Origin of the sequence: Halococcus saccharolyticus DSM 5350 (genome assembly GCF_000336915.1) — an archaeon.
GTDB lineage: Archaea > Halobacteriota > Halobacteria > Halobacteriales > Halococcaceae > Halococcus > Halococcus saccharolyticus.
On sequence record NZ_AOMD01000002.1, the window covers coordinates 35,000 to 48,684 of the forward strand.

General features: G+C 65.6%; 18 protein-coding genes. 8 read left to right on the forward strand and 10 right to left on the reverse strand.

The genetic code is table 11. The annotated features are described in order from the left end of the window. Position 1: 1 nt before the first annotated feature. From C449_RS00270 to C449_RS00285, 4 genes are all read right to left on the reverse strand, one after another. On the reverse strand, positions 2-1,240 hold the full coding sequence (locus tag C449_RS00270) for a hypothetical protein (RefSeq protein WP_006075849.1): 1,239 nt from the start codon (positions 1,238-1,240) through the stop codon (positions 2-4). Next, positions 1,237-2,313 (reverse strand): TIGR00341 family protein, encoded by a 1,077-nt coding sequence (locus tag C449_RS00275; protein WP_006075850.1) that lies wholly within the window; start codon positions 2,311-2,313, stop codon positions 1,237-1,239. Before C449_RS00275 ends, C449_RS00270 begins: the two co-directional genes overlap by 4 nt. 581 nt (positions 2,314-2,894) lie before the next feature. Continuing rightward, positions 2,895-3,143: a hypothetical protein gene (locus tag C449_RS00280; protein WP_006075851.1), complete on the reverse strand. Its 249-nt coding sequence runs from the start codon at positions 3,141-3,143 to the stop codon at positions 2,895-2,897. 184 nt (positions 3,144-3,327) lie between these two features. Further along, on the reverse strand, positions 3,328-3,885 hold the full coding sequence (locus C449_RS00285; RefSeq protein WP_006075853.1) for a hypothetical protein: 558 nt from the start codon (positions 3,883-3,885) through the stop codon (positions 3,328-3,330). Between the two features lie 626 nt (positions 3,886-4,511). Here C449_RS00285 and C449_RS00290 point away from each other — a divergent pair. The 7 genes from C449_RS00290 to C449_RS00320 all read left to right on the forward strand — a co-directional run bounded on the left by C449_RS00290 (position 4,512) and on the right by C449_RS00320 (position 7,814). Next, positions 4,512-4,715 (forward strand): heavy-metal-associated domain-containing protein, encoded by a 204-nt coding sequence (locus C449_RS00290; RefSeq protein ID WP_006075854.1) that lies wholly within the window; start codon positions 4,512-4,514, stop codon positions 4,713-4,715. A 50-nt stretch (positions 4,716-4,765) separates the two neighbouring features. Continuing rightward, a complete protein-coding gene (locus C449_RS00295) occupies positions 4,766-5,620 on the forward strand; it encodes a DUF2182 domain-containing protein (protein WP_152415611.1) in 855 nt (284 codons plus the stop codon). A 1-nt stretch (position 5,621) separates the two neighbouring features. Beyond that, positions 5,622-5,834 (forward strand): hypothetical protein, encoded by a 213-nt coding sequence (locus C449_RS00300; protein ID WP_006075856.1) that lies wholly within the window; start codon positions 5,622-5,624, stop codon positions 5,832-5,834. 157 nt (positions 5,835-5,991) lie between these two features. Continuing rightward, complete coding sequence (locus C449_RS00305; protein WP_049913778.1) at positions 5,992-6,399, forward strand: nascent polypeptide-associated complex protein; 408 nt, start codon at positions 5,992-5,994, stop codon at positions 6,397-6,399. After that, the gene (locus C449_RS00310) at positions 6,396-7,157 is read left to right on the forward strand and encodes a tRNA (adenine-N1)-methyltransferase (RefSeq protein ID WP_006075859.1); all 762 of its coding nucleotides are present in this window, start codon (positions 6,396-6,398) and stop codon (positions 7,155-7,157) included. The genes C449_RS00305 and C449_RS00310 overlap by 4 nt, the downstream gene beginning before the upstream one ends. Positions 7,158-7,218: 61 nt before the next feature. Next, positions 7,219-7,434 (forward strand): hypothetical protein, encoded by a 216-nt coding sequence (locus C449_RS00315; RefSeq protein ID WP_005046005.1) that lies wholly within the window; start codon positions 7,219-7,221, stop codon positions 7,432-7,434. Positions 7,435-7,436: 2 nt separating this feature from the next. Further along, entirely contained in the window at positions 7,437-7,814 is a 378-nt protein-coding gene (locus C449_RS00320; protein WP_006075860.1) for a hypothetical protein, read from the forward strand. A gap of 33 nt (positions 7,815-7,847) precedes the next feature. On the opposite strand, the gene C449_RS00325 is transcribed toward C449_RS00320, so the two are convergent. Beyond that, complete coding sequence (locus tag C449_RS00325; RefSeq protein WP_006075861.1) at positions 7,848-8,450, reverse strand: hypothetical protein; 603 nt, start codon at positions 8,448-8,450, stop codon at positions 7,848-7,850. Positions 8,451-8,831: 381 nt separating this feature from the next. Beyond that, a complete protein-coding gene (locus C449_RS00330; protein WP_006075862.1) occupies positions 8,832-9,092 on the reverse strand; it encodes an RPA12/RPB9/RPC11 RNA polymerase family protein in 261 nt (86 codons plus the stop codon). A gap of 110 nt (positions 9,093-9,202) precedes the next feature. On the opposite strand from C449_RS00330, the gene C449_RS00335 reads away from it, so the two are divergent. After that, on the forward strand, positions 9,203-10,552 hold the full coding sequence (locus C449_RS00335; protein ID WP_006075863.1) for an MFS transporter: 1,350 nt from the start codon (positions 9,203-9,205) through the stop codon (positions 10,550-10,552). Positions 10,553-10,827: 275 nt separating this feature from the next. On the opposite strand, the gene C449_RS00340 is transcribed toward C449_RS00335, so the two are convergent. From C449_RS00340 to C449_RS18180, 4 genes are all read right to left on the reverse strand, one after another. Then, positions 10,828-11,595, reverse strand: coding sequence for an enoyl-CoA hydratase/isomerase family protein (locus C449_RS00340; RefSeq protein WP_006075864.1), 768 nt, complete (start codon positions 11,593-11,595; stop codon positions 10,828-10,830). A gap of 65 nt (positions 11,596-11,660) precedes the next feature. Beyond that, a complete protein-coding gene (locus C449_RS00345) occupies positions 11,661-12,230 on the reverse strand; it encodes a HemK2/MTQ2 family protein methyltransferase (protein WP_006075865.1) in 570 nt (189 codons plus the stop codon). Further along, the gene (locus C449_RS00350; protein ID WP_152415612.1) at positions 12,230-13,393 is read right to left on the reverse strand and encodes a mechanosensitive ion channel family protein; all 1,164 of its coding nucleotides are present in this window, start codon (positions 13,391-13,393) and stop codon (positions 12,230-12,232) included. Before C449_RS00350 ends, C449_RS00345 begins: the two co-directional genes overlap by 1 nt. A 127-nt stretch (positions 13,394-13,520) precedes the next feature. Next, positions 13,521-13,670: a hypothetical protein gene (locus C449_RS18180; RefSeq protein WP_006075867.1), complete on the reverse strand. Its 150-nt coding sequence runs from the start codon at positions 13,668-13,670 to the stop codon at positions 13,521-13,523. Between the last annotated feature and the right edge of the window lie 15 nt (positions 13,671-13,685).

Sequence of the window (13,685 nt, forward strand, 5' to 3'; positions counted from 1 at the left end):
ATCACCACTCCTCCTGGCGATAGTCCGGCGTCTCGCCGCGGGGCGTGAACGCACCGGGCGACGCCGTGCGTTTCGCGATGGTGGCGATCCGGAGAATGAAGGAGAACAACACGGCGAACGGGGCGAACGCGAGCGCGAGCGCGGCGCTCACGAACACCACCATCCCGGGACCGTGACCGCCTGGCGGCGCACCGTCGGCGAAGATCAGAATCAGGAACGCCGAGACGAGGAACGCACCGAGCCCGGAGTAGACGATGAGCCGCGAGAGCCGCGCGAGCTCCTGTTGGATGTACAGCGCCTTGTAGTACTGCCGGATGATCGACAGCCCGACGTACAGCTCGCGGAGATCGTCGAGCAGTTCGTCCGCGTGCGCGGTGAGGGCCTCGGCAGTCTCGGCCTGGATGCGCCGTGCGGCGTTGATGTTCTCGGCGTAGCCGTCGCCCATCATCGGCAGCAGGACCTCGATGAGCGGTCGGTTCTCGTCGCCGGTTTGCGCTTTGAGCCGCTCGGTCTGTTCGGTGACGTCGTCGGCGTACGTCTCGATACGATCGCGGAGTGCCGTATCGCCGCTTTCGGTGCTCGCTTCGCGAAGCGACGCTGCCCGACGCGACAGCACCCGGGCGGCGACCGCGAGGAAGGCACCCGGATCGGTCGGACTCACGGCCACGTCGGGGAGGCGTTCCTCGATCGTCCCCCGGAACGCCCGGACACTCTCGATGCGCTCGCGCAGCCGATTGGGCGTGCCGAACAGTTCGGAGATCGTGAGCTGGTTGACCGCGACCACTATCGGCACGAACGAGAACAGCCCCGAGATGATCCCACCGAACAGACTCGTGACGAACCCCGCCTTGGCGATCCCGACGACATCGGTGAGGCCGCCGATCAGCGCCACGACGAACACGCTCGCCACGAGACCGCCGACGATCGCCCAGCGGTTGCCTTCGAGCAGGAGCCACCGCCGTGCGCCGATCCGGCGTTCGCGGTCGGTGAGATACGCGGTCGCGATCCGGCCGCCGGCGACCAGCAGCCGGCCGACGATCCAGACGAACCGCACGACGAACGCCACCACCGGCCGGAGTGCCGGCACGATGGCTCCGAGGACGCCGTCGGTCTCGGCGGGCGGTTCGTCGGTCGGTTCGGTTTCAATGCCGATCGGTTCGTTGCCGTCGCTTGGTTCGGCGTCGGTCGATTCGTTGCCGTCGCTGTCGTCGGTCTCGTCAGATACAGTGTCGTCAGTCATGGTTGCAGGAGCATTCCGGCGAGGCCATCGAGCGTGCCGGTCGCGAGATGGGCGAGGAAGGTCGCGAGCACGATCACCAAGGTCGCGAGCACGATCACCCGCCGGAGCATCGTGCTCCGGGCTTTCCGGAGCTCAGACCAGCTCTGTGGGTGGTATCCGAGATACCACAGACAGATGATCGCGGCGAGGTTGATCGAGAGGATGTTGAGGAGCACGACCGCGCCGGAGCCGAGAACGGCGGTCGGTCGCCCCCACGCGATCCCGACGCCAACGACGCCGAGCGGCGGGATCACGGCGGCGGCGATCATCACCCCCACGAGTCCGATGGTCGCGCTGGTCGAGAGGCTGATCGCGCCCGCAAAGCCCGCGCTCAGCGCGATCACCACCAGCAGGAAGCTCGGTGCGGTGTGGTTGCTGAGCTGGAGCACCTGATCGACGTTCAATCCCGTCGGAATGAACTGGGTCGAACGGATCAGCAGGGCAAAGCCGACCGCGCTGGTGATCGCCACCAGCCCGCCGATCGCCTGGAACTTCAGGCTCCGGGCGAAGAGCTTCTGATCGTCGATGACCGTCGCCACGCTGGTCGCCATCGGCGGGCCGATCAGCGGCGCGATCACCATCGACCCCACCAACACGGCGGTCGATTCGAGCATCACCCCCGCGGTGGCGACCACCGCGCTGATCGCGGTCATCAGCGAATAGATCACGAGATCGGGGATGAGATCCGCCGCCTTCGAGTGGAGTTCGCTCCGAGAGATCCCCTGGTGGCCGAGCCCCTCGACCTGCTCGTAGAGGTCGTCGGACTCGCCGAGCCGGTCCGAGGTGATCGTTTCGGGCTCGACCACGACCGTGTACATGTCCGCACCAAGATCGAGCTCCGCGAGCTCGTTTTGGATGGGTTCGACGGTGTGAGACGGCAGCGGGAACGAGATCGTCGCCGACGTGTCGGGATCGTCGGTGTGATCGGAGACCGTGTAGTCGAGATCGTTCGCATCGAGCACGTCGAGCACCGTCTCGCGGGTGCTCTCGGACATCGTGATGATCTCGACCAGCCGCATGTCTTTGCGAGCCATCTCAGCCCACACACCGCGATCGGTGCTTCGAGACGAGTTCGATAGCGATCCAACCTGTCAGGGACGTCGGTTGACGATCGACGTCCGTTCGAGCGTATCGGTGGGTCGTTTCCATTTCAGCGAGAGCTATCGGTGATGAGTCGAGGAGTCGAGAACGTCGAAACGATGGCCGCTATCGAACGGCGGGCGGCCCATCGCTCTCGTGGTCGTCGCGGTCACAGGCAGTTCGTCGTCGATACCACCAGAGTAGCAGAAGTAGCGTCGTGATCATCGGTAGCGAGACGGGACGCCGGCCGGGCCATGCCCGCGAGTGGCGGTCGCGCTCGGACCGGACCGTCGGTCGATCGACGGTTTGCCGTGAGCGAAACCGGCGGCTGCGAGGCTTTTGACCACCGAGGTCATCCACGCCCGCCGCGGGCGTGTCGTCCGGCGTCGCTCCGTGACCGACGATCGATCGCCGGCGGACAAAAGGACACCAGATCGTACAGCACGGTACTCTGTGCTATCGGAGAGAGCTGTCGTCGCTCCCGAGGCGAGCGTGCCCCGTCACCGACCACTACACCGGTGTACGATCGCTGCGCTCAGTTGACCTCGGGTTCGTGTCGCGGCGCTGGTTCGGATTCGGGTCCGACGCCGCCGATGAGCGATTTCGCGGCTTCGAGCGCCTCCAGCCGGTCGCCGATCTCCGCGAGGAGATCCGCGCGTCGGGCGCGGAGCCGAGCTTCACTGTATCCCGCCCCCGACTCGGCCGACTCGTCGAGGAGTTCGACGAATTCGGCGAACAGTTCGCGCTCGGCGAGATCTTCCGGTGGTGTTTCGCGGATTCCCATCGGTAGCTATCACCGCGTCCGCCGACAACTTCGGTTTTTCTAGTCATAGACTAGAAAAATAGCGTGTTATGACACGTGATCGCCGAGGCGATGGGAGCGCTTCAAACGATCGATAGCGTCACGAGGGCGGGTCAACGGCAGGGATGGCGCTGTGAGCGGGCCGGGAAGTAAGCGAGGACGAACGTCAAAACAGGAGGAACTCGGCGGGCGCAACGGTCTCGTCGAACGCACGGGTGTACAGATCGGCGATCGTTTGCCTGATCGCGGACAGCTGATCGATACCGTTGGCGCAGTCGGTCACACAGCGAGCGGTCACGTCGTCGCCGTACTCCTCGTAGCGAAGCCGGCCGTGGCAGTGTGGACACCGCGGTTCGACGTGAGCGTGCATCCATTCGACGTCGTAGCCGGCCGCAGCCAGCCGTTTACGGAGGGCGTACCAGACGTGAACGTCCCACGATTCGGTGCCCTCGGCGGTTCGTTTGAGTCGGGCGAGTGCGAGCGCCGCCTTCCGGTAGAGCGCGTCGTCGGTCGGGTGATGGTTGGCGTGACACCGACGGAACCGGTTGAACAGCGCAGCTTTCGACGACCGAGTCGCACCAGTGGTGAGCTCGCCGGCCGTCGCGGACGCCAGCGACTGCTCGTCGGCGGTGACGACACGCCGTGGCCGTCCCTGGTCGTCGTACTGTTGCTCGTCGGAAAGCGATGCCCCGGTCTTCGGACAGAACGCGTCTTCCCCAATCATGGTTGTACTCACTACCGGTCGAAAGAGACCGCTGCAGCCCGGCGGGACGCAGCATCCCAGCCGTGTTCACAGCGAAAAGTCGAGGCCTGAGCTTGTATCGAGCCGCGGCGATCGTCCGCCCCCGATGGCTCGTCTGACGTCCCTCGCAACGCCGTGTTGCGCCCGACGAATCCACGCACGACCCCGTGCTGGTCGGCGGGACGTCATCCGCGCCCCAGCGGGAGCGCGTCGTCCGGTTCGGGCATGCGATAAATCCGTACAATACTCCAGGCAAAAAACGTTTCGTCGGTGGCGTCTACTGGAGTATTGCACCAAACAGCCGGTTCGTACGGGTCGAAACCAGTCCGTTGATGAGTGATAGCGGGAGACCCACGGACGAAAATCTTTGACGTCCCATCGGTAGATGTCTTCGATCATACCCACGAACGGGGGTGGAGCCAGCGGTACGTCGGAACCGTCCGCCGATACGTCGGAGCCATCGGTGTCAAGATTTGATCGTCTATCTCAGGATTCGATGGTCTATCGAACGATGGCCGGAATCCGCGATCACTACTGTAGAACGATGGACAATCTTCCCGGAATGTGTCGACTCGTTAAGTCGTTGGTGGACATCTCGCCGAGTGCGCATGGTGGAATACACCTTCGAAGTGTCCGACATGAACTGCCGAAGCTGTGAAAACATGCTCCGAGAAGGGGTTACCAGTCTTCAAGGGATCGCGACCGTCGAGACCGACTCGCCCACGAACACGCTCGTCGCACGCGGCGAGTCGGGGATGGAAGACCGGGTTCGGCAGGCGATTTCGGAGACCGGCTACAGCGTTCGAGAGTAGTCAGCGTCCCGCTATCCAAACAGAGCGTAGCAGCTTCTTTGACACACAAAATGAGTTTCAGCACCGAAATCGCGGACAGGATGCGACACGGCGTCGGTAGCTTCGGGATCGATTTCGACCGCACGACCACCGCCGTAGTCGCCATGATCGGCCTCGACGTGCTCTGGTGGGTCATGCTGTACAACGGGAACGTCCCGATGCCGGGGATGATGTGGCTGATGGATCAGGGGGTTCCGATGGCCGCGCCGGGAGCGATGGAACTCGGCGTGTTCCACGTCGGAACGTTCGGTGCGGTCGTGGGGTACGTCTCGATGTGGGGCGTGATGATGTGGGCGATGATGCACCCCGCAATGATCCGGTTCACTCGGGAGTACGTCGCTGCATACGAGGGAACGGCCGTGGGAGCGACGACGGCGGTGACGGCGTTTCTCACGAGTTATCACCTCGTCTGGGCGCTCTCGGGCGTGATTCCGCTCGGATTCCACGCGATACTGCCGGGTGGCATCTACGGGTTCACGCAAGCACACACCCACCTCGTCATCGGTGGCGTCCTCGTGCTCACGGGCCTCTACCAGCTCTCGTCGTTCAAACGGTGCCGACTTCGCGCGTGCTGTGCCCGTATCGACCCGCACAGTCAGGACGTCGTAGCGGCGCTCAAGAAGGGGTTCGATCACGGGATCAGCTGCGTGCTGATCTGTTTCGGCCCCTTCTTCCTGCTCATGCCGTTTTTCGGCGAGATGAACTTCTTCTGGATGATCGCACTCACTGGTGTCGTCACCATCGAACGCCTACCCGACTGGGGGCGTGAACTGGCGATTGCGACGGGGATCGTTGCCCTAGTGGCCGGGTTGGGCGTGCTCGTCTTCCAACCCGACCTCCCGATCGCATTCACCATGTTGATGTGAGATGAGCGGGATTCACGAACGGCCGGTCGTGCGGATCGTCGTTGGTGGGATCGCCACGGGACTGTTCGTCCTGTTCGGGCTCGCTGCGGTCGGCTATCTGCTCTCGGACGGCGAAGCGTTCGGAACAGTGACGCTGAACGTCGGTCTCGCGATGGCCGCTGGCGCTCTTGCTTGCTACGAGTTTCACGCGTTCGATCGGTGTTGCAACCGGTAGCGCCAGTCGTCACTCCGTTTCGCTGTCGATCGATTTTGCGACCGCCGAAACGGCGCTACTGCGAGCAGCGGTCGCCGGCAGCGGTCCGATGTCGGGAGCGCCGAATCCATCGTGGCGAACCCGAAGGGACAAGGCGCTGGCTACCGTCCCGTCGGCCATGTTCGGAGGAGGCGGCGGGATGAACCCGCGCAAGCTGAACCAGATGATGGAACAGATGGGCATCGACATCGAGGAGCTCGATGCCGAAGAGATCGTGATCCGTACCGGTGACGAGGAGCTCGTCTTCGATCAACCCGACGTCCAGCGGATGGACGCCCAGGGCCAGGCGACTTACACCATCACCGGCGAACCCGAAACGCGCGAAGCGGGCGGCGGGGAGGAGGCAACCCCGCTCGGGGCCGGCGACGACGGTGCGGGCGACGCCGAGAGCGGTGGCGGCGACGGGATCCCGGAAGCGGACGTGGAGATCGTCGCCCAGCGCACCGGCGCGAGCGAGGACGACGCACGCGAGGCTCTCGAAGCGACCGACGGCGACCTCGCGGCCGCGGTCTCGCGGCTGGAGTGAGCGCCGTTCTGCTGGTCACCGACGACCGCGAGTACCTCCGCGAGCCGGGCGAGACTCTCGAAACCGATCTCGGCGTGCTCGACGTGCCGGACGACGTTGAGCCGGGCGACCGACTCGAAACCCATCTCGGGACTGAGTTTCGGGTTCGAGAGCTCCGCGGCCCCGACCTGTTCCATCACTTCGAGCGCACCGGCGCGCCAATGATGCCCCGAGACATCGGTCTCATCATCGGCCACACCGGCGTCGCGACCGGTGATCGCGTTCTCGACGCCGGGACCGGAACGGGCGTGCTCGCTGCGTATCTCGCGCGAGCCGGTGCGTCGGTGGTGACCTACGAACAGGACCCGGAGTTCGCCGACGTGGCACGCGAGAACATGGCGCTCGCCGGCGTCGCCGGAGCGCCACCGGGAGACGGAACCGAGTCGGCTCCCGAGCCCGGCAGCGCCGCGGTCCGGGCCGGCGACGCGCGCGACGCACTCGACGAGCTCTCGGGGTTCGATCTCGTGACCCTCGATACCGCCGACGCCCCCACGATCGTCGAACACGCACCGGACCTGCTCGTTCCGGGTGGGTTCCTCGCGGTCTACTCGCCGTTCGTCGAGGATTCCCGCGCAGTCGTCGAGAGTGCCCGTGAGGCTGGGCTCGCTGTCGAGACCTACGAAACCATCCAGCGCGAGATGGACTTCGACGAGCGCGGCACCCGCCCCTCGACCGCCGGCGTCGGCCACACCGGCTATCTCGTGTTCGGCCGGAGATAACGGCCAGTTCTTCGGTTATCTGGGGCTATAAGCCCGTCACGCCCCGAACAGGGAGTGGACCATGAGCGAATCAGAACCCGAAGAACGACTCGACGAGACGACGACGTGGCCCGAACTCGCGATCGGGCTGTACGACCGGCTGACCGGCCGTGGCGCGGAGATCACCTACGAGTTCGAGGAGATGGAGGTCGCGGTCCCGTCGAAGGCCGGTGAGGACGCCGATCACGCCCACTGGCACGTCGACGGAACGCTCCGAATCACGACGCGCGAGCCGTAGCCGTGGACGCCTCGCGCGCGCTCGCGACGATCGCCGACGAAGACCTCGCGCCGCTCGACGTGAGCGCCGACCTCGCAGTGTCGATCGACGGCCACGAGGTCACGATCGAATCCGCCACCGACCGACTCCACGTCGCGGTGCCGACGGTTGGGGTTGCGGCGGCGCTGGTGCGGCGGGCGCGCGACGTGCTTCCGGGCGCGGCGCGGGTGCTCGCAACGGCCGATCTGACCGCAGTGGTACGGGTACGTGGTACGGTCGTGGCCGTTCTCGGTGCGGAAGCGCGTCCCAGTCGGCTCGGTGAGCGACTCGACGCCCCCCTCCAGGTCAGCGCCGACGGCGCGTTCACAGCGACGATCCGTGAGGCGCTGTCGACGCTGTGATCGGCTGTGGAGGCAGCCGACCGCACGGACCACTTACTCGACGGCACGTAGCAGTCCGAGCAGTTCCTCACGATCGGCAGCCGGATCGAACGTGTACTCGACTCCGAGCGCCGCGAGCAGCGAGTCGAACCCCTGTGTCGGGTAGGCTCCGCCAGCGATCCGGAACGACCCTTCGTGAATCCAGACGGCCAGCCACGCTTCGATCGCGATTTCGCCGTCGTGGTCGTTCGACGCGATGGCGTGGCGTGCGGTGTACTTCGTGAGACGAGCGCGGTTACCGCCCTCGGTACGCATTCGTTCGGTTCGGCCGCGGTCGATGGTATGGAACCCGCGATCTTCGAGTCTGTCGACGAACGTGCGGCGCGCTTCGGCGACCACGGCGGGACGGATCATCGTGGGGCCGACACCCGGCGCGAGCGGTGGTCGGAAGGTGAGTCGTGTGGCGAAGAAAAACCGCCACGGGCCGTCGAGATCGCCGTCGGACGCTGACTCGATCGCTTCGCGCCGATCGGCATCCTCGTAGACGAGCGTGTGGCCCTCAACTTGGACGGCGGAGAGTTGGAACACCGTCTCCGTGGTGTCCTCGGTGAGTTCCCATCCGCTCTCGGCAAGGGATTCGTCGGGGACCGACGGCATCAGTGGAGGCTACGCACCGGGTGCTCTTGAAGACTGGCGGTAGCGGTGCGGTTGCGGTCCTGGCGGATGAAGGGCGAACGAACGGAGTGAGGGCTTCTGTGGTGCTGCGTGGGGCGGTTGCGGAGCGGTCGCGGCAAGCGCCAACAGCCGCACCGCGAGCGAGGCCGACGGCCGAGTGAGCGGCCGAGGAACCCCCGGAGTTCTCGTGAGCGAAGCGAACGAGGGCTCGGAAGAGGTTGCTCTTCCGGTGGGGGTGACGACGGCTTTTGATCCACATTTTGCCAGCGAACGAGCGTCAAGCGGCGCTACGCGCCGCTGACCATTCGAGGGGGCCTTCGGCCCACGAGAAGAAAGCGAGTGAGCGCAGCAAAAGGTGGTGGCCTAGTGATCGTCCTCGCGCCAGCTGTGTTCGCACTCGGTGCAGACGAAAAACCGGGTTTCGGACTCGTCAGCCGACCGGATCTGCTGCATGTACCAGTACGCCCGGTCGTTGTCACACTCGGGACAGTCGACTTCGGTCGTCGGCAGGCCGCGCTCCTCGGCGTCGCTGACGTCGATGATCTCGGACTGTTCTTGGGACTGCGTCGTGCCCGTCTCGCCGGTGATCTCCTCGAAGAGATCGGCGTATTTGTCGTCTGCCATGATGTGGTCCCGTTTCGGGTGCGGTCGGTTCGTGGTCCAACGGGTTAAGTCGACTGGGTTCCGTGCCGCGAAGGAAACCGTGATAGGTGCGCGGGGCGTGGCGTCGGTAGATGGTTTTCCGACGTTTGCGGGAGTGGTTTCGCGCCACGTTTCTCGGCACCGACCGCCGGGTGCTCGTGCTCGCGCTCGCTCGGATGGCCGACTCGATCGCGAACTCCTTTCTCATCGTCGTGCTACCGCTCTATATCGCCAGCGGGCAGATCCCGATAGAGGGCCTGGTCGGCGTCGAGGTGGGCGGGCTCGCGGTGTCGGAGGAACTCCTCATCGGGATCGTGCTCTCGCTGTTCGGCTTTCTCAACAGTCTCGGCCAGCCGTTCACCGGCCGGCTGTCGGATCGAACCGGTCAACGTCGGCCGTTCATCCTCGGCGGGCTCGCGCTGCTTGGGGTCGCGAGCGCCGCCTACGCGTTCGTCGATAACTACTACGCGGTCGTTGCCTTTCGGATGCTCCAAGGACTCGGCGCGGCGCTCACCATTCCGGCGACGGTCGCGCTGGTGAACGAACTCGCGACATCTGTCGACCGTGGCGAGAACTTCGGCGTGTTCAACACCTTCCGGCTGCTGGGCTTCGGCCTCGGGCCGATCGTCGCCGGTGTCCTCATCACCGGCGGACTGTCCGGGACGAGCGTCGTTACGTATCGGCTGTTCGGCACGACGGTTTCGGGCTTCGAGGCCGCGTTCGCCGTCGCCGTTCTCGGCGCGGCGGCGAGTTTCGCGCTGGTGACGCTGCTGGTTTCGGACCCGCCGGAGACCGAGGCCGCCGCCGGCGAGGATCTCTCGGTAGCGATCCGCGATCCGACCGGCGAGCACCTCCTGGATCCGGTTTTCACGCTCGGTCTCGCTACGCTCTTCATGGCTATCGGCATCGGCCTCTTCGCGACGCTCCAGGAGTTGATCAACAGTCGACTCGATCAGGGGCCGTTCCTGTTCAGCGTCGAGTTCGCCGCCGTGGTCATTGCGAACGTCATTCTTCAAGTCCCGATCGGTCAGGCGAGCGACCGCTACGGCCGTCGTCCGTTCATCGTTGCCGGGTTCGTCCTGCTCGTCCCCACGACGTTCGTCCAGGGTCTCGTGACCGAACCCCTCCTGATGATCGCCGTCCGGCTCGGCCAGGGCGTGGCGGTGGCGATGGTGTTCGCGCCGGCGCTCGCGCTCGCAGGCGACCTCGCCGGCAAGGGCCAGTCGGGCACGCAGCTCTCGATCCTCACGATGGCGTTCGGACTGGGGGTCGCCATCGGCCCACTCGCCTCCGGCTTTCTCGTCGGATTCGGGTTCGTCTATCCCTTCGCGTTCGGGGCCGCGCTCGCGGCGATCGGGTTCGTGTTCGTCTACACGCAAGTCGAGGAGACGGTCTCCGATACCGTCGCGCCAGGTGGCGACATCGTTCCGCAGGACGACTAGCCACTTTTTTACTTCGTCGAGTGCGCTCGCTTTGCTCGCGCACCACTCCTCGTAAAACCTGGACTAAAAACACCCGCTCACTCGCGCCGACGGCGCTCGTTCGCGGTGAACCGTGCTCGCTTCGCTCGCACGGATAGTTTTCACGTCTGCCCCGCACAGCACCGCCGAAGCCCTCGGCCGTTCGCTCCCGGCCTCGCCCTTCATCCACCAGGCCCGCACCGCTACCGCCAGCGTCGAAAGCGCTCGAACGAAGTCGAAACGCCGTTCGGTCGCCGTTACTCGAACTCCGGCTCGCGGTCCTCGACGAACGCACGCATCCCCTCGCGCTGGTCGTCGGTGCCGAAGAGCCCGCTCCACGCCCGGCGCTCGTAGGTCAGCCCGGCCGACTGGTGCGTCTCGTGGACCTGGTTCATCGCCTCCTTCGCGGCCTGAAGCGCGTGTTTGGGTTTCGCGGCGAGTTCGGCGGCCATCCCGGCGACGTGATCGTCGAGTTCGTCGTGGGCGACGACCTCGCCGACCAGCCCGTGTTGGTGGGCGTCCTGGGCGTCGACACGCTCGCCGAAGAATACCAACCGGCGCGCGAGTTCGTCGCCGACCAGCCGCGAGAGCCGCTGCGTTCCGCCCCAGCCAGGAACGATCCCGAGATCGATCTCGGTCTGGCCGAGGACGGCGCGCTCGGACGCCACCCGGAGGTCGGCGGCGAGCGCGAGTTCACAGCCGCCGCCGAAGGCGTACCCGTTGACTGCGGCGATCACCGGGGCTGGGAACGTCTCGATGGCGTCGGTCACTCGGTGGCCGAGCTCGGCGTAGGCCTGCGCCTCCGCGACCGAAAGCTCCGCCATGTACGCGATGTCCGCACCCGCGACGAACGCATCGTCGCCTGCTCCCGTGAGGACGAGCGCGCGGGCGTCCCGAGCCTCCGCCAGCGCCTCCTCCAGAGCTTCGAGGGTGTCGGTGTTGAGTGCGTTCAGCCGATCGGGGCGGTCGACGGTGATCGTCGCGACGCCCTCATCGCGGTCGAGATCGATCGTATCCCACGACATGCTCCGGTCGAGGATCGGCAGCCACAAATCGTTTCGCAGTCACACGCCGCGCCATCAAGCGGCGATCAGTTCCTCGTCAGCCGCAGGACCGACAAGGTCTCGAACGGAAACGAGTCCTCGGTGACGGTCTCGCTTGCGAACCCCACGTGGGCGGCGTGTTCGACGATCGTCTCGACGCCGGCGAGGCTACTCACGAGTAAGAGAACTCGGCCCTCGGGCGCGAGTACGCGTCCGACGTCCGCGAGAAACGGTTCGATGACCGCTCGCCCGGTCTCGCCACCCGACAGCGCCACCCCCATCCAGTCGTCGGCCGCCTCGTCGGGCTCGGTCGGGAGGTACGGCGGATTGAACGTCACGAGATCGAACGCCTCGGCCGCAAACGCGGCCGTGAGATCGGCCCGAACGGCGTCGATCCCCGCCTCGCGGGCCTGCCGGCAAGCGTGAGGATTCCGGTCGACACCCACGACTCGCGCTCCGGCCGCTTGCAGTTGCGCTGCGACGTACCCTGATCCCGTGCCGACGTCGAGCACACGGTCGGTCGGCGTGACGTCGGCCATCGCTGCGGTCGCGAGGAGATCTGAGTCCTCGGCGGGCTGGTACACGTCGTCGCGTTCGCGGCGGTCGTCGAGCCCCATCAGTTCTCGCCGCCGTCGGTCGCCGTGGTCGATCCCCGCGCTCGTGTACCGGAGTCAGTGCGTTCGGGCGCACCGCGATCGGTGACGTCGAAGCCGGATTCCGCCCGTGCGTTGAGCGTCCGCTGGGGGAACGGGATGGTGATCCCTTCGCGATCGAAGGCAGTCTTCACCGACTGGATCACGCCAGTCTTCGACGCCCAGACGCGACGAGCGCTCGGCTTGTCGACCCAAAAACGGAGTTCGAGGACGATCCCGGAGTCGGCGAACCGTTTCAGCACCGTCCGTGGCGAGGGGACCTCCCGAATCCGGTCGTCGTGGTCCTCCATCGACTCCGTGGCCACCGCCATCGCACGATCGAGGTCAGTATCGTAGTCGACACTCATCTCGATGTCGACCCGGTATCGGTCGTTCTCCGATCGGTTGATCAGCGGATTACTGGTGACCTCGTTGTTCGGGATCAGCACGTGCTCGTCGTCGAACGTCCTGATCTTCGTGTTGACGATGGTCACGTCCCGAACCACACCCTCGTGCCCATCGACCTCGATCCAGTCACCAACCCGGAACGGCCGTGAAAAGAGGAGCACGAACCCGGCGGTGATCGCACCGAGGGTGTCGCGTGCCGCGTAGCCGAGCACTGCCCCGAGTACGCCCGCGCCGACGAACAGCTGTCCCGGATCGATACCCCAGATGACGAGCAGCCCCATAAACGCGAATACGGATACCCCGACGTCGGCGACGTGATACGCCACTTCGCTCTGGTGGTCAGTAATCGCGTCGTACTCCTCGGAGAGTCGATCGATCGAGCGGTTGATGAGTCGGATGAGGAGGTACGCGATCACGAGGACCGCGATCGTGATCAGTACGCGAGCAGCCTCGAAACGCGTCACAGACGCCGACTTGACGAGATACTCGACGAACCCGGTGACGTGCCAGACCACAGCTAAAGCGAGGACGACACCGACGGTGAGCAGCGCCACCGCACCGGCCTGGGTCGCCTCGGTCAATCGCGAACTGTAGCGCCGTTTGAGCGGGCGACCAGCTCGCCTGATGGCTTCGCCAGCCACCGCCAGCAACCCGAACAGCACGACGGTCCCGAGCAGTTGCTCTCCGAGCGTGTGGAAGTACGCCCGCTGCAACTCCTTTGCGTACTCGAAGACGTTCATCGTCGCGTCCCATCGTGGCCGTCTACGATGGCCGGCCGTCTCGCTATCGAGCCGGACGGTCGACCGGCCGATCGAGCACTCGGAACGACAGCCGATCGCCGACACACGGAACGGTCACGCGCCCGACTCAGACGGCGTCGAATCGCTCGCCACCACATTCGGGACAGAGCTGCTGGCGCTCGTCGAACTCCACGAGACAGTCGGTACAGCGATACGTCGTCGGCTCGTCGTCGCCGTCGGGAACGATCGAGTCCCGTACCTCGTCTACGACGCCCATACCCATCCGTGCACC